This is a genomic window from Sphingobium phenoxybenzoativorans (assembly GCF_018286635.1).
GTDB classification, from domain to species: domain Bacteria; phylum Pseudomonadota; class Alphaproteobacteria; order Sphingomonadales; family Sphingomonadaceae; genus Sphingobium; species Sphingobium phenoxybenzoativorans.
In genome coordinates this window covers 866135-881366 of sequence record NZ_CP073910.1, presented here as the reverse complement: position 1 = coordinate 881366, position 15232 = coordinate 866135, and the positions used below count along the sequence as shown (strand labels likewise).

Below are 15232 nucleotides of genomic sequence, written 5' to 3'. Positions count from 1 at the left end.
TGAATGTCGATCCATCCTAGTCCTCGCGCAGCAGACTTTCGAAGTCTCTCCCGCCATAGAAGATGCCGATCACAACCACGTCGCTTTCCTCGACCATGAAGGCGATTGTGACCCGGCGGCGCCATGCCAAAGTGCGAAGTCCGGGCCGCACGTCATTGCGTGGCGTCCCGCGCTGGGGAAACTCACCCAATGTGGCGATGTGATCGATGAGGCCGTTCGCAAACCGCGCGGCTATGGCTGAGTCAGCCGCCGCCGCGATATAAGTATATAAGCTATCAAGCTGGTCCCTCGCTTCGGGCGTGAAAACGATGCGATGCGGCATCGGTTCTCTCTGAACTCAAACGTCCCGCTTGCCGATTGACGCGCGAACATCCTCCACGGATATCCCTCGTGAGGGATCAGCGCGATATGCGTCATAAGCAGGGAGCGCCTGCTCCCGCAGCCAATCATCCATAGCCCGCTCACGCGCAGACAGAGCGCGAAGGCCTTCGCGGATGACTTCGCTCTCGCTGGCATATTCGCCCGAAGCAACCTTTGCCCGGACGAGCGAAGCCATCTCATTGGGCAATGTCACGCTGAATTGCTGTGTTGAACGCATGGCTCGATCTCCGGCAATAGGATTTAATCCTACTGGGATGGAAATTCAACGGATGACCGACCGGGAAGCAAAAAGCATCCGGACATAGCAGATGTGAAATGAAACCCTGGTGGAGCCGAGCGGGATCGAACCGCTGACCTCGTCATTGCGAACGACGCGCTCTCCCAACTGAGCTACGGCCCCAGGGGAGGGATGCCTATAGTAGAGGGTTTTGCGCCTTGCAACGGTCTTTTGCGCGGGCGCTTTTCCGGCAAGTTTAACCCATGTAAATCTTTCGGACGCTTCCTCGTTCAAGCGTGGGCGGGGCAAGATATTACCCCTGCGTAACGCCCGGAACAAAGGGTCCCGCCTCTCATTCTTTGGCTGTCGGCGCGACGATCGCGCCGCCCCAATCCAAGCGAGAGAGGACAACATCATGGGATATCAGGATGGACGCCGCTACGGCCGCAACGAACAGGGCGACCGCTACCGTTCGGAGAGCGGCTATCGCTATGACCGGGGGAGATATGGGACAGGCTATGAAGGCCGCCGCCCGCCCAATTATGATTATGAGGAGCGCGGCTTCCTGGATCGCGCAGGCGACGAGGTGCGTAGCTGGTTCGGCGATGAGGAGGCCGAACGCCGCCGGGAATATGATGACTATATGAACCGCCGTTATGGCGACCCGCGCGACCAGAGCAGCCGCACCGGCTTCGCGCCAAGCGCGCGCGGCGGCTATGCGCCGTTCACGGGCCAGGGCAGCGGATTCGCCGACTCCAATTATGGCCGCCGGGAAAGCTATGGCCCGCAGCATGATTTCGGCCAGCATCATGACAGCAATTACCAGGCATGGCGTGAGGAGCGGCTTGCCGAACTGGACCGCGACTATGCCGAATATCAGCAGGAGAACCGCAGCCGGTTCGACAATGAATTCGGCACATGGCGCAGCCGCCGCACCGAGCAGCGGTCCTCGCTGGGCCAGGTGCGCGAGCATATGGAGGTGCTGGGCAGCGACGGATCGCATGTCGGCACGGTCGACAAGATCGCCGGCGACCGCATCATCCTGACCAAGAGCGACAGCGATGCAGGCGGACGGCATCACAGCATTCCGTCGCGCTGGATCGCATCAGTCGACGCCAAGGCGGTGACGCTGGAAAAGACCGCCGATCAGGCGAAGGACCATTGGCGCACCGAGCAGGACAAGCAGGCATTGTTCGGTGACGAGCAGAACCGGCGCGACGCCTATGGCGCGCAAAGTTGGGCAAGCCGCGCCTACACCCGCAATTATTGAGGCGTGACAAGATGAAAGGCCCGGCCGATCGATCGGCCGGGCCTTTTCATGTCAATCCGCCGGCGTGTTGAAACCGAAGGACAGGAAGTCGGGCGTCGGGCCGTTCCATCCCTCATCCGGGCCATCATCGGCTTCCTCGCGGCGATGCTGCCTGCGCGGTTCCGGCGGACGGGAGCGTTCCGGCCGTGGGGCGGGCTTCGGCGCGGCTTCGGCTTTCGGCTCCTCCCGGCGCGCCTTGTCAGGCTTACGGTTGCGTGACGGACGGTCGCGCCGCCGGCCGTCATCTTCGCCTTCGTCCGCGACGGGCGGGGCCGAGGCAGGAGCGCTCTCCACCCTGTTGATCTTGGTGCCGATCAGCTTCTGGATATTGTCGATCGCCTCGGCATCCTCCGCCGTGACGAAGGTGAAGGCCACGCCCTTCGCGCCCGCGCGGCCGGTGCGGCCGATGCGGTGGACATAATCGTCGGGGTGCCAGGGCGCGTCGAAGTTGAACACATGGCTGACGCCCTTGATATCCAGCCCGCGCGCCGCGACGTCGGACGCGACCAGGATATTGACCGCGCCGGTCTTGAAGCGATCCAGTTCGGCAAGCCGGGTGGACTGGTCAATGTCACCGTGGATTTCGCCGGACTTGAACCCCTGCCGCTGCAGGCTCTTGTTCAGTTCCCGCACGGTCGTCTTGCGGTTGCAGAAGATGATCGCCGTCTGCACATCCTCCGCCTCCAGCAGATCGCGCAGCGTGTCGCGCTTCTTGCGGGAATCGACAGGCACCAGCCATTGGGTGATGTTGGTGGAGGCGGTCGCCGGGCGGGCCACCTCGATCGACTTGGGGTTGGACAGGAAGCGGTCCGCCAGCTTCTTGATCGGCGGCGGCATCGTCGCGGAGAAAAGCAGGGTCTGGCGATTGGCGGGCAGCTTCGTGCAGATATTCTCGATATCGGGGATGAAGCCCATGTCGAGCATCCGGTCGGCTTCATCGATGACCAGCAGGTTGCAGCCGTTGAGCATGATGTTGCCACGCTCGAACAGGTCCATCAGGCGGCCGGGGGTGGCGATGAGGACGTCGACGCCCTTTTCCAGCGCCTTCACCTGATCACCCATCGACACGCCGCCGATCAGCAGGGCCATAGAGAGTTTGTGATATTTGCCGTATTTCTCAAAATTCTCGGCGACCTGCGCAGCGAGTTCGCGGGTCGGCTCCAGAATGAGGGAGCGGGGCATGCGCGCGCGGCTGCGGCCGTGGGCGAGGATGTCGATCATCGGCAGGACAAAGCTGGCGGTCTTGCCCGTGCCGGTCTGGGCGATGCCGATAATGTCCTTCATCATCAGCACCGGCGGGATGGCCTGCGCCTGAATGGGAGTCGGCGTGTCGTAGCCGGCCTCTGTGACCGCCCTTAACAATTCATCGGATAGGCCGAGATCGGCAAAGCTCATTCAAATGTCCGGAACAGGAGGCCGTCGCACAGCGCATGGCCACGTAAAGTCGCGCGCCCATTGCGAAACTCTCGCAGGATTGTCAAGCAAATCCGGGAGAAATGTGTGTTTCAGTCCGCCTTTTGCGGAGGCGCATCGCGCCGGATTTTGACGGCGCTCATCACAGAGCCGAAAACCAGCCCCAGCGCGACCCCCATAGCGACGTTACCGGTCGCCGCGCCGATGCCCGCGCCCAGCGCCAGACCAAGACCGACAAAGCTCGTCGATTTTTTCATGCCATCCGCCAGCGCCGCGCGTCACATATAGCATGGACGCTCTGACAGCGCCCGGTCAAGCGACCCCGTGCAGCCACTTCCTGTCGTCGGCGACATTGCCGCGCTGAATGCCGACGAGTTGATCGCGCAGCGCCGTCGTCACCGGGCCGTCGCCGCTGTTGCCGATCGCGAAGCTGCCGCCTGCGTGCCGGACCTCGCCAATGCCGGCGACGACGGCGGCGGTGCCGCACGCGAACGCCTCGCGCAGCTTTCCGCTGCGGGCGTCGGCTTGCCACTGGTCGAAGGAATAGGGTTCCTCGCGCACGTCATGTCCGGCGGCGCGCGCCAGTTCCATGATCGAATTGCGGGTGATGCCCGACAGGATGGTGCCCAGCGGCGGGGTGATGAGGCTGCCGTCATCCATCACGAAGAAGATGTTCATGCCGCCCAGTTCTTCAACCCAGCGATGCTCGGCGGCATCGAGGAACACGACCTGATCGCAGCCATTCTTGATCGCTTCGGCCTGCGCGACCAGGCTGCCCGCATAATTGCCGCCGCATTTCGCGGCGCCCGTGCCGCCAGCGGCCGCGCGCGAATAATGTTCCGACACCCACAGGGTGATCGCCTTGCTGCCGCCCTTGAAATAAGCGCCGACCGGCGACGCGATGACGCAGAAGATATATTCCGATGCGGGCTTCACACCCAGGAACACTTCGGATGCGAACATGAAGGGACGGATGTAAAGACTGCCGCCCTCCCCCGCCGGAATCCAGTCGGCATCGATGCGGACCAGTTCCTCGATCGCCGCGAGGAACAGTTCCTCCGGGATCACCGGCATGGCCATACGCTCTGCGGACTCATTGAACCGCCGGGCATTCTCCTCCGGCCGGAACAGGGTGATCGCGCCGTCCGCCGTGCGATACGCCTTCATCCCTTCAAAGATTTCCTGGGCATAGTGCAGGACCGCGCAGGCCGGATCGAGCTGAAACGGGCCGCGGGCCAGCACCGTCGCGTCATGCCACCCCTTGTCCACCGACCATTTGATCGTGACCATATGATCGGTCGGCACGCGCCCGAAGTCAGGCTTCTCGATCAGCGCAGCCCGTGTTCCGGCAGGCGTGGGAGAGGCGTGCGGGATGGCCGCAAAGGTAAGCGATTCTGTCATAATGATGCTTCTCTTTCAGAGAAATGCGGATATTTCAATTCCGGCATATGCAGAAATTTTTTGCATTCCTCCAGAATCAGTTTGCTGCGCCGGATGCTGCGGGAGGTTCGGAAAATCTAGTAGGCGTTGCGCTGCCAGATCAGGGTGATGGCGGTCCGGAAAAGAATGGCCAGGTCCAGCGAAAGCGACCAGCGATCCATATACTCCAGGTCGCTGGCGACGCGGTTGCGGATGTCGCTTTCATTTTCCGTATTGCCCCGGAACCCCCGCACCTGCGCGAGACCGGTAAGGCCGGGGCGCATGCGGTGCCGCGCGGCATAGCGGTCCACCACCTCCTCATACAGACGGTCGGCGGCCTTTGCGCCATAGGCGTGAGGGCGCGGGCCGACCAGCGACATGGTGCCGTTGAGGACGTTCAGCAATTGCGGCAGTTCGTCGATGCTGAGCTTGCGGATGACCGCGCCGACCTTCGTCACCCGGCTGTCGCCGCGCACGACCAGCCTGTCGGCGTTCCGGTCCTCCGCCGCCTGCCGCATGCTGCGGAACTTCCACATGGTGAAGGGGGTGTTGTTGAGACCGCAGCGAAGCTGACGGAAGAAGATCGGGCCGGGCGATTCCAGCCGGATCAGGAGCGCCACAACCAGCATCAGCGGCGAGAGCAGGATCAGCGCGATCAGCGCGAAGGCGCGATCCATGCAGGTCTTGATGAGCGCGGCGATGCCGTCCGACGGGCGGGTGTAGAGCGCGAGAGCGTTGAGCTGGCCAAGGCGCGCGGACCGGAATGCGCCATGTTCGGCCAGAGCCTCCGGCGGGACCAGAAGCACGTCGACATTCACCGCCTCAAGCTGTTCGACGATCTTCTTGATCTGCCCCTCGGCGCTCCACGGAAGGTTTATCACCACCGCATCGATCCGCCCTTCCCGCGCCTTGACGAGAAGCTGGTCGAGGCCCGAAGCGGCGGTCCGCCCGCGCCCGGCGCGGCTGTCATCATACAGCCCCTCTATGCTGCCCAGCGGATTGGCGATCAAACGGGCGCGCAGTTCCTGAAGATTATCCCCGGCACCGTAAATGGCGATGTGGGTCCGCGCAGCGCCGAAGCGATTGGAGGAGAGCAGCGCCCAGGATATGGTGCGCGACACGCCGATAGCGGCCAGCCCCAGACCGGCCGAGGTCGCGAACCACAGGCGCGACAGATCCTCGCTGGTTTTGGTGGTGAAGGCCAGGATCACCAGCAGCAGCGCGGATTTGATCCAGTTCCCCATGCGGTCGGCGAGCAGGTCGCGCGCAAGCAGCGAATCCGACGCCTGATTAAAGCGGTAGGTGAGCAGCACATAAAGGCCGAGCCAGAAGATGCTGAACATGACGAGCGTCGGCAGGGTGCTGGGATGCCACCGGTCGATCGTGAGCGTCGCCGCCGCCAATGTGGCGGCAAGGGCGAGCATCTCCACAAGCGCGGCGATTTCCCGCGCTGCGCGCGCGCCCATGCGCCGTCCCCGCGGCGCCGTCCGCCGCTCCGGCCCGTCATAGATCATACCGACGCCAGCGGGCAGCGGCTCCGGACCTTCACCCTGGCCCCGCACTTTCATTTCACTCTGCAGCGGCATTGACGGATTACACCATAACGAGTCCGGCGCGCCTGTTCCGCCCGGCCTTCCATAACAAGGCGTTCGCCTTACAGGAAAGGCGAACGGCGGTCGAGAAGGGTCCGCATCGCGGCGTCGCGGGCTTTGCTGTTCAATTTGATACAGGACATACACAATATCCCGCTGGCCAGCGTTCGTCAGTTAAGCTACCCGCGTTGCCGATGATTTCGCGCCTGTACCAATGGACACTCGCCAAGGCGGCGCATCGCCATGCGGAACGCTGGCTGGCGGTCATTTCCTTCATGGAATCCAGCTTCTTCCCGATCCCCCCGCATCCGCTGCTGGGGCTGATGTGCCTCGCCCGGCCGGAAAAGGCGCTGCGGTTCGGCTTCATCTGCACGCTGGCCTCCGTGCTGGGCGGTCTGCTGGGCTATGCGATCGGTCATTTCTTCTTCGCGGCGTTCGGGGAATCGCTGCTGCATGCGCTGGGCCTGTCCAAAAGCTTTCCGGCGGCGCAATGCTATCTGCGCGAATATGGCGCGGAGATCATCCTGATCAAAGGCGCGACGCCGATCCCGTTCAAGCTGATCACCATTACGGCGGGCTTCATCGGCCTGTCGCTGTTCACCTTCATCTGGGCGAGCATCCTGTCCCGCGCGTTCCAGTTCATGCTGGTCGGTTTTCTGTTCTGGAAGTTCGGACGGCCGATCAAGGCGTTCATCGAGAAATATCTGGGCCTGCTGTCGGCGCTGTTCCTGGTGCTGGTCGTCGGCGGCTTCATCGCCGCATCGATGCTGACCAGCGGCCCGGCCAAGACCGACAAGTGCAGCCAAGTGACCGTCAGCACGCCCGCCTGAGAGCGCCCCGCTGGCGTTGATCCTGTTTCCGTTCGTGTTGAGCGAAGGTGATTTGTTCTGCCCAGAGACAGCGTGCTCCTGCGAAAGCAGGAGTCCAGTTCAAACGGTGGGACTGGGCTCCTGCTTTCGCAGGAGCACGCTGTGGCTATGGCTATTCGGGACAATCTCCAGCTCGGCCGATCCCGTTTCTTCATGCGGTGTCCCCAAAGCATAGGTTGAAACTGTAACCGTCTGCGGCGATAGCGGCATCCGTGCTCGCCAGACATCCCCGAACCATCGCTCTGGCCGCAGGGCTTGCCTCCGCCACCGGTTTCGCGCCGCTGCAACTGTGGCCCGTGACGCTGGCCTGCATCGCCCTGCTGATGGCGTTGCTGGCGAGGGCGGCGACGCGCAAAGACGCCTTTCTGCTCGGCTGGTTCTTTGGCCTTGGGCATTTCACCGTCGGCCTCAACTGGATCGCCCACGCCTTCAGCTTCCAGGACGCGATGCCGCACTGGTTCGGCTATGGCGCGGTCGTGCTGCTCTCGCTGTATCTGGCGGTCTATCCCGCGCTGGCGGCGCTCATCACCCATTGGACGGTAAAATCATCCCACAAAGGCGATGAGGAATGCGAGGGTGTCAGCGCTTTTTTCATTCTGATTTTCGCGGCCGCCTGGGTGGCGACGGAATGGCTGCGCGCCACGCTTTTCACGGGGTTTGCGTGGAATCCGATGGGGGTCATCTGGCTGCCCGCAGGCGTCGCCGTCGCCGCGCAATGGATCGGCACCTATGGCCTTTCGGCGCTGGTCATACTGGCGGCCGGAGGCGTGGCGCTGGCAGCGCGGCGGCAGGTGCGTAGCGCGCTGGCCTTCATCCTGCCGGTCGTGGCGATGGGCGTGGCCGGGCTTCTCAACCCCGTCGATGCGCCGCCGCCGTCCGCGCCGCATATCCGCATCGTCCAGCCCAATATCGCGCAGCAGGACAAATATGACGCCGCGTTCGAGGCGGAGAATTTCAGCAAGCTGTCCACCCTGTCGGGCAAGCCCGGTCCGCATGCGCGCCTGCTGTTCTGGCCGGAGGCGGCAATCCCCGCCTATCTGGATATGGAGCCGGAGTGGCGGCAGAAACTCGCCCTGCTGATGGGACCCGACGACCTGCTGATGACGGGCGGCGACAAGATATATTTCAAGGAGGAGGAGAAGGACGGCATCTATGTCGGCCGCACCCTGACCGGCGCGAACAACAGCCTGTGGGTGATGACGGCGAACGGACGCCTGATCGGCCGGTACGACAAGGCGCATCTGGTTCCCTATGGCGAGTATCTGCCGATGCGGACGATCCTGTCGGCGATCGGCCTGTCGCGGCTGGTGCCGGGCGATGTCGATTTCTGGCCCGGCCCCGGTCCGCGCACCCTGCCCCTGCCCGCCGCGCCGGACCGCCCAGCGCTGAAGATGGGCGTGCAGATTTGCTATGAAATCATCTTTTCCGGGCAGGTGGTGGACGGGAAGGACCGTCCCCATTTCCTGTTCAATCCATCCAACGACGCCTGGTTCGGAAGCTGGGGACCGCCGCAGCATCTGGCGCAGGCGCGGCTGCGCGCGATCGAGGAAGGCATTCCGGTGATTCGATCCACGCCGACGGGCATCTCGGCCGTGGTGGACGCCCATGGGCATATCCTGCGCAGCCTGCCCTTCCAGCGGGCGGGGTTCATCGACGCCTTTCTGCCGCCGCCCGCCGCCCGCACCCTCTTTTCCCGCACCGGCAACTGGGCGCCGATGCTGCTGGCGCTGCTGCTCGTCGGCTTGGCCATTGCAACGCGCCGGTCCAGAAGCTAAAGCGCGCACATAAACTTTTCTTTATGTCGGTTCCGCGCGCGCGGCCCGGCGACCCTAAGCCAAGCGGGAGTTCCATGCGCAACCAGTTCCTCTTCACCTCTGAGAGCGTTTCCGAGGGTCATCCCGACAAGGTCGCGGACCAGATTTCCGATTCCATCGTCGACCTGTTCCTGTCGAAAGACCCCGAAGCGCGCATCGCCTGCGAGACGCTGACGACGACACAACTCGTTGTTCTTGCTGGAGAAATTCGCTGCAAGGGCGTGTATGAGAATGGCGCCTGGGCGCCGGGCGCGAAGGAAGAGATCGAAAAGACCGTCCGCGAAACGGTGAAGCGCATCGGTTATGAGCAGGACGGTTTCCACTGGGAGACCTTCCGCTTCGAGAATAATCTGCACGGCCAGTCCGCGCACATCGCGCAGGGCGTCGACGAGAGCGGCAACAAGGACGAAGGCGCAGGCGACCAGGGCATCATGTTCGGTTACGCCAGCGACGAGACGCCGGACCTGATGCCCGCGACCCTCTATTATTCGCACAAGATCCTGGAGCGCATGGCGGCCGACCGCCACGGCAAGGTCGTCGACTTCCTGGAGCCGGACGCCAAGAGCCAGGTCACGCTGGAATATGTCGACGAGAAGCCGGTCCGCGCGACCGCGCTGGTCGTGTCGACCCAGCACGCCAAGGACATGGACAATGACGAAAGCCGCGCGAAGCTGCGCGATTATGTCAAGGGCGTGATGGCCGACGTCCTGCCCGAAGGCTGGCTGCCGGGCGACGAGAGCATCTATGTCAACCCGACCGGCCTGTTCGAGATCGGCGGGCCGGACGGCGACGCGGGCCTGACCGGCCGCAAGATCATCGTCGACACCTATGGCGGCGCATCGCCCCATGGCGGCGGCGCGTTCAGCGGCAAGGACCCGACCAAGGTGGACCGGTCGGCCGCCTACATCACCCGCTATCTGGCGAAGAATATCGTTGCCGCGGGCCTCGCCCGCCGCTGCACGATCCAGTTGTCCTACGCGATCGGCGTGGCCGAGCCGCTGTCGCTCTATGTCGACACGCATGGCACCGGCACCGTCGAGGCGTCGGCGATCGAGGCCGTGCTGCCGACGCTGGTGCGCCTGACGCCGAAGGGCATCCGCACTCATCTGGGCCTCAACAAGCCGATCTATCAAAAGACCGCAGCCTATGGCCATTTCGGCCGCCAGCCGGACGGCGACTTCTTCCCCTGGGAAAAGACCGACCTGGTGGAGAAGCTGAAGGCGGCGCTTTAAGAATCACCGAGTCCGTTCGGGCTGAGCGTGTCGAAGCCATGTCCTTTCTGAAGTGAAGGACAGCCCTTCGACACGCTCAGGGCGAACGGATTGGTGTGGTCACGATAAAGCCGGATAACATTACAAAGAGTTCACTAGGGTCCGGCGGCGGGGCGGCGTAGAGACCTGCTTGTCGGTGTCGGGCCCGGACCCCTGACCTCCCGCACCGACACCCTCCGCCTTCACAACAGGAGAGGCTTCCCATGAAAAAATCGCTTACCGCCCTTCTGGGCGCATTGTCGCTCGCGACGCTTGCCGCAGCGCCCGTACAGGCCGCGCCGTGCAAGGACGCCAAGGGCAAGTTCACAAAGTGCCCGGACAAGAAGCCGGTGAAGAAAGCCCCCTGCAAGGATGCGAAGGGCAAATTCATCAAGTGCCCGAAATAGGTCGTTAGACGCAGTGTGCTCCTGCGAAGGCAGGAGTTCAGTTCTAACGGCGGGACCGGGCTGAAGCGAGGCGCGTGACTCGCATTCAGTGCTTTCGCAGGAGCACGCTGCTCGTGGCTCGTGGCGCACGGCTGGATAGACGGGCGTCGATTTTGCAGGATGTGCGATCCCGCGCCCCCTGATGATCCCCTCTGCCTCGAAATTGCAGCGCATTTGTTCGTTTTCGCAATTTCCGCGCCGCCAGATGATTTCATCTGGCTCGAAATTGCTCTAGGCGCACCGGGTGAAAGACCCAACGACACTCAATCGCCTCTATGGCCGCCAGTCCGGCCACAAGCTGCGCGCCGGGCAGCAGGACCTGGTCGAGCGCCTGCTCCCGCAGATTTCCGTGCCGGAAGATGGCCCGATCACCGCCGCGCGACTGTTTGGCGAGGACCGCCCGCTGCATTTCGAAATCGGCTTCGGCGGCGGCGAGCATATGGCCTATCGCGCCGACATGCTGCCCGACCATGGCTTTATCGGTTGCGAGCCGTTCCTGAACGGCGTGGTGACGGCGCTCACCCATATTCGCGACCAGCACCTGCCCAATGTCCGCCTGCATATGGGCAATGCGCTGGACGTGCTTTCGCGGGTGCCGGACGGGGCGCTGAGCTTCGTCTATCTGCTGCACCCCGACCCCTGGCCCAAGGCGCGGCACGCCAAGCGGCGGATGATGAACAAGGGGCCGGTGGACATGATCGCCGCCAAGCTGAAACCCGGCGGCGAGTTCCGCTTCGGCACCGACCACCCCGTCTACCTGCGGTGGGCGATGATGGTGATGAACGGCCGCCCCGATTTCGAATGGCTGGCGGCGACGCCGCAGGATTTCCTGAAGCGGCCGGGCGGCTGGCCGGAAACGCGCTATGAGGCGAAGGCCCGGCGGCAGGGGCATGAGGTGTGGTATTTCCGCTACCGGCGGCGGGACGCTTCGGTCGCATGAAACGCTGGACGGCCCGCCGCGTTCGCGCGCTTGTCCGTCATGCCGGTCCCACCTCGCTGATCTTCCGCCGCAGGCTGGCGCTGATCGGCGGCGCGACGATTGTGGGGCTGGTCGCACTCGCTTTCGCATGGGCGGCGGATGAGGCCAGCGAAGCCTTTGCCCGCGTCGCGACCGCCAACCGCTATCTGCCGCTGCTGCTGACGCCAGCCGCCTTTGCGGCGATTGTGTGGTTCACGCGGCTGCACGCGCCGCTGGCGGCGGGATCAGGCATCCCGCAGGTGATCGCCGCGATCAAGAAGCCGGAAACCGCCGATCGCGCGCTGGTGAATTTCCGCACCGCGCTGCTGAAGCTGATATTGACCATTGCCGCCCTGCTTGCCGGCGCATCGGTGGGACGCGAAGGCCCCACCGTGCAGATCAGCGCCGCCATACTGGCGCGCGTCCACCGGCTGCTGGCTGTTCCCATGCGCGCATCGGTATTGATCGCCGGCGGAGCTGCGGGCGTCGCCGCCGCCTTCAACACGCCGCTTGCGGGCATCGCCTTCGCCATCGAGGAGCTGGCGGCCGCCTACGAGCAGCGCATGACCCTGCTGGTCATCACCGCCGTCATCGTGTCCGGCATGGTCAGCCTGGGACTCGCCGGCGACTATGTCTATTTCGGTTCCGTCGCGGCGCATCTGACATTTGGCGGCGCGGTCATGATCGCGCTGGTTGCAGGCATATTGGGCGGATTGTCCGGCGGGCTTTTCGCCCGTCTCGCGCTTGGGGCGGCACGGTCCACCAATCGCATAACGGCCTTCGCGCGCCGCCGCCCGGTCTCTTTCGCCGCGCTTTGCGGCCTTGTGGTCGCAGCCATCGGCACCGCGACCCAATTGACATGGGGCACCAGCTATGGCGCGGCGCGGGCGATGATCGGCGGGGGGCATGATACGCCGCTATGGTTCGGACCGGCGAAGTTCGTGTCCACGCTGGCCACATCGGTTTCCGGTTTGCCAGGGGGCATATTCGCCCCGTCGCTGGCGACCGGCGCGGGGTTCGGCAATATTCTGGGCTGGTTCTTTCCGGGCAGTCAGGCGAGCGCCGTCGTCCTGCTGGGCATGGCGGCCTATTTTACCGGGGTGGTGCGCGCGCCGCTGACGGCGGTCATCATCATATCGGAAACCACCGGAAGCCGGGGCTTCATGCTGCCGCTGCTCGGCGCGGCGCTGGTGGCCGACGCCAGCGCGCAACTCATCTGCAAGGAACGGCTATATCATGGCCTTGCCCGCAACTTTGCGGACAAAGCATGATATCCCCTCAGTTCGGCGCCTTGCTCGTATCCACCTTCTCTACCCATTCGGGGTAGAAGCTGGGTTCGCGGTTGGACCAGCCGACGGCGGTGGCGGCCGCTTCGCTGATCGATTGCAGCAGGGCGCGGCGCTTTTCGGGGTGAAGGTGCGGCAGGCTGGCGGCGGCGCAGAAAGCGCCGGGAAGCCAGGGCCGCGCGCCCGCGCCGATCAGCCGCTCATAGAGGAAGCGGTATGCCGAGAAGCTGTTCAGACGATCCTGCCCCAGATCGAAAGCCGATACAGTGACCAGCGGGGCCATGAACGGCTCCACCTGTTCCAGCCCGCTGTCATCGGGGACCATCGTCTTGATTTCGTCGAGCCGGCCGTAAATCCGCGCCTGCGCCCGGATGCTGGCTTCCTCGACAAGATCGCGGGACCAGAGCTTCATCGCGTCGCGGCGATGAAGGCCGATATCGAGGGAGCGGCGGATATACCGCTGCGTGGAAGCGGGGAAGCTGGCAAACTCTCGCATTTCTGCGAGCGTGATCGCTCCGTCCGCTGGTTTGGCGCTGATACCCATCCAATTGCCCTCCCGACTGAAAGTCCAGACAACCGAACATGCGCCCTGTTTGGTTAGCGAAAGCTTAAGCACATGTTCGCCCGACATTCACATCGGACCAGATTTCAACGGACTAGGCAATATAAAAATTTGTGCGGCGCAACATGCCTGTCTGCGCCGCGACAATTTTGTCTCAATGTGGGACTGAAGCGACTCAGAGCCGGGTCATTGCCCGTGGCGCGCCTTCCGGTCCTTCTTGTCCGGATCCTCCTCCGGAAAGCCCGATGACGGCACTGGATCGCCATGATCGCCCGGCTGCGTGGCGCAGGGCGGATCGGAAGCGTCCATGGAATCGGACAGCGCTTCCTCCAGGCTTTCCTCCTGGGTCAGAGGATGATCCTGATCGTCGCTGGGCTTCGCCACTTCGCCGTCGCGCGCCACTTCGCGCGCCGCATCCGGTGGATGTTTTTGCGTTTCCATGATCCGTCTCCTTAAATCCGTCTCTATCAACGGTGGATCGCAGCCGCTGTTCCAACCCGCGCGCCGCAATATCGCGTTAACCCTGCGGATCGACCAACATCGGCGGATTTTCGACCGGCGGGGACGACAGTCCGCGCCTTTCAGGCTATGACAGGAGCATGACGATACCCCTTGAGGAGGGCGAACGCGGCGTTTCCCCGACCGTGGCCCTCTATACCATTCTCGGCTTCTGGCTGTTCTACGCCGTCATCGTCACCCTGCGCGCTTCGGTCATGGGATTTGAATCCCAGGGCGAGATGGCCATCCGCCGCGGCATCGTGACGATCCTGGGCATCATCCTGACATGGGTGCTATACCTGATCATCCGGCAGTTCGACGGCAGCACATTTTCCCGCCGCATCGCCATCGCCTTCATCGCGGCCATACCCTGCGCCATCTCCATCGCGGCGGCGAACTATTATATCTTCAACGTCTATGAGCCGGACGGCTTCATGCCCGCCGCCGAACATTATGCGAAGTCCAAGGGCAATTATGTGCTCCAGGAAATCGCCGAAGACACGATGGGGCGCTATTTCTTCCTTGCCGCCTGGGCCGCGATCTATCTGGCCGTCACCTATGCGGCGGAGGTGAGCCGGGTCGAGCGCCGGGCCGCGCGGCTGGAGCAGGCGGCGCGGCAGGCGGAACTGCGGTCGCTGCGCTATCAGGTCAATCCGCACTTCCTGTTCAACACGCTCAATTCCCTGTCCAGCCTGGTCATGAAGGATCAGAAGGACGAGGCAGAGCAGATGATCATGTCCCTTTCCAACTTCTACCGCACCAGCCTGACCGGTGATCCGCTGGAGGATGTGCCGCTGTCGGAGGAAGTGCATCTGCAGAAGCTGTATCTGGATATCGAGGCGGTGCGCTTCCCGAAACGGTTGCGGACGAACATCTCCATCCCCGACCGGCTGATGAGTTGCTGCGTGCCGGGCCTGATCCTGCAGCCAGTGATTGAAAACGCCATCAAATACGGGGTATCCCGAACCACCCGGCCAGTGACGATCGATATCCTCGCCTGGGAGGAGGAAGGGCTGCTGCACGTGAGCATAGCGGATGATGGCGACACCATACCCCATGAAAGCGCCTATGAAGGCAATGGCATCGGCCTGGTCAATGTGCGCGAACGCCTCGCCGCCCGTTTCGGGGACAAGGGACGGCTGATGTCCGGCCCGATGGAGGGCGGCGGTTTCCTGGTCGAACTGTCCCTGCCAATCATAAGGCGCGGCTGCTGACCGC

At 63.5% G+C, this 15232-nt stretch carries 16 protein-coding genes and 1 tRNA gene; 8 read left to right on the top strand and 9 right to left on the bottom strand.

Annotation, left to right across the window (positions count from 1 at the left end; translation table 11 throughout):
• Positions 1–16: 16 nt before the first annotated feature.
• The 3 genes from KFK14_RS04355 to KFK14_RS04345 form a co-directional block, all read right to left on the bottom strand.
• Entirely contained in the window at positions 17–322 is a 306-nt protein-coding gene (locus tag KFK14_RS04355) for a type II toxin-antitoxin system RelE/ParE family toxin (protein ID WP_212609999.1), read from the bottom strand.
• 15 nt (positions 323–337) lie between these two features.
• Positions 338–598: a type II toxin-antitoxin system ParD family antitoxin gene (locus KFK14_RS04350; RefSeq protein ID WP_212609998.1), complete on the bottom strand. Its 261-nt coding sequence runs from the start codon at positions 596–598 to the stop codon at positions 338–340.
• Between the two features lie 107 nt (positions 599–705).
• Positions 706–781 (bottom strand) — tRNA-Ala (locus KFK14_RS04345).
• A gap of 232 nt (positions 782–1013) precedes the next feature.
• Here KFK14_RS04345 and KFK14_RS04340 point away from each other — a divergent pair.
• Positions 1014–1868, top strand: coding sequence for a DUF2171 domain-containing protein (locus tag KFK14_RS04340; protein ID WP_212609997.1), 855 nt, complete (start codon positions 1014–1016; stop codon positions 1866–1868).
• Positions 1869–1919: 51 nt separating this feature from the next.
• On the opposite strand, the gene KFK14_RS04335 is transcribed toward KFK14_RS04340, so the two are convergent.
• The 4 genes from KFK14_RS04335 to KFK14_RS04320 form a co-directional block, all read right to left on the bottom strand.
• On the bottom strand, positions 1920–3302 hold the full coding sequence (locus tag KFK14_RS04335; protein ID WP_212609996.1) for a DEAD/DEAH box helicase: 1383 nt from the start codon (positions 3300–3302) through the stop codon (positions 1920–1922).
• Between the two features lie 110 nt (positions 3303–3412).
• Entirely contained in the window at positions 3413–3577 is a 165-nt protein-coding gene (locus KFK14_RS04330; protein WP_212609995.1) for a hypothetical protein, read from the bottom strand.
• Between the two features lie 55 nt (positions 3578–3632).
• Positions 3633–4721, bottom strand: a complete 1089-nt coding sequence (locus tag KFK14_RS04325; protein WP_212609994.1) for a branched-chain amino acid aminotransferase — start codon at positions 4719–4721, stop codon at positions 3633–3635.
• A 116-nt stretch (positions 4722–4837) separates the two neighbouring features.
• On the bottom strand, positions 4838–6307 hold the full coding sequence (locus tag KFK14_RS04320; RefSeq protein WP_212609993.1) for an exopolysaccharide biosynthesis polyprenyl glycosylphosphotransferase: 1470 nt from the start codon (positions 6305–6307) through the stop codon (positions 4838–4840).
• 218 nt (positions 6308–6525) lie between these two features.
• On the opposite strand from KFK14_RS04320, the gene KFK14_RS04315 reads away from it, so the two are divergent.
• The 6 genes from KFK14_RS04315 (at position 6526) to KFK14_RS04290 (ending at position 12939) form a co-directional block, all read left to right on the top strand.
• Entirely contained in the window at positions 6526–7161 is a 636-nt protein-coding gene (locus tag KFK14_RS04315) for a YqaA family protein (protein WP_212611040.1), read from the top strand.
• A 251-nt stretch (positions 7162–7412) separates the two neighbouring features.
• Positions 7413–8975, top strand: a complete 1563-nt coding sequence (gene lnt / locus KFK14_RS04310; RefSeq protein WP_246524876.1) for an apolipoprotein N-acyltransferase — start codon at positions 7413–7415, stop codon at positions 8973–8975.
• Positions 8976–9049: 74 nt separating this feature from the next.
• Positions 9050–10246: a methionine adenosyltransferase gene (gene metK / locus KFK14_RS04305; RefSeq protein WP_070153883.1), complete on the top strand. Its 1197-nt coding sequence runs from the start codon at positions 9050–9052 to the stop codon at positions 10244–10246.
• A gap of 242 nt (positions 10247–10488) precedes the next feature.
• Complete coding sequence (locus tag KFK14_RS04300; RefSeq protein ID WP_070153884.1) at positions 10489–10671, top strand: hypothetical protein; 183 nt, start codon at positions 10489–10491, stop codon at positions 10669–10671.
• A 283-nt stretch (positions 10672–10954) separates the two neighbouring features.
• Positions 10955–11650, top strand: coding sequence for a tRNA (guanine(46)-N(7))-methyltransferase TrmB (gene trmB, locus KFK14_RS04295; RefSeq protein ID WP_246524875.1), 696 nt, complete (start codon positions 10955–10957; stop codon positions 11648–11650).
• Positions 11647–12939 (top strand): chloride channel protein, encoded by a 1293-nt coding sequence (locus tag KFK14_RS04290; protein ID WP_212609992.1) that lies wholly within the window; start codon positions 11647–11649, stop codon positions 12937–12939. The genes trmB and KFK14_RS04290 overlap by 4 nt, the downstream gene beginning before the upstream one ends.
• Before the next feature lie 7 nt (positions 12940–12946).
• Here KFK14_RS04290 and KFK14_RS04285 read toward each other — a convergent pair whose 3' ends face one another.
• Positions 12947–13498, bottom strand: a complete 552-nt coding sequence (locus tag KFK14_RS04285) for a hypothetical protein (RefSeq protein WP_070153889.1) — start codon at positions 13496–13498, stop codon at positions 12947–12949.
• Between the two features lie 204 nt (positions 13499–13702).
• Positions 13703–13957: a hypothetical protein gene (locus KFK14_RS04280; protein WP_246524873.1), complete on the bottom strand. Its 255-nt coding sequence runs from the start codon at positions 13955–13957 to the stop codon at positions 13703–13705.
• Between the two features lie 158 nt (positions 13958–14115).
• Between KFK14_RS04280 and KFK14_RS04275 the strand changes: the two genes are divergently transcribed.
• Positions 14116–15228: a sensor histidine kinase gene (locus tag KFK14_RS04275; RefSeq protein ID WP_212609991.1), complete on the top strand. Its 1113-nt coding sequence runs from the start codon at positions 14116–14118 to the stop codon at positions 15226–15228.
• Positions 15229–15232: the final 4 nt, after the last annotated feature.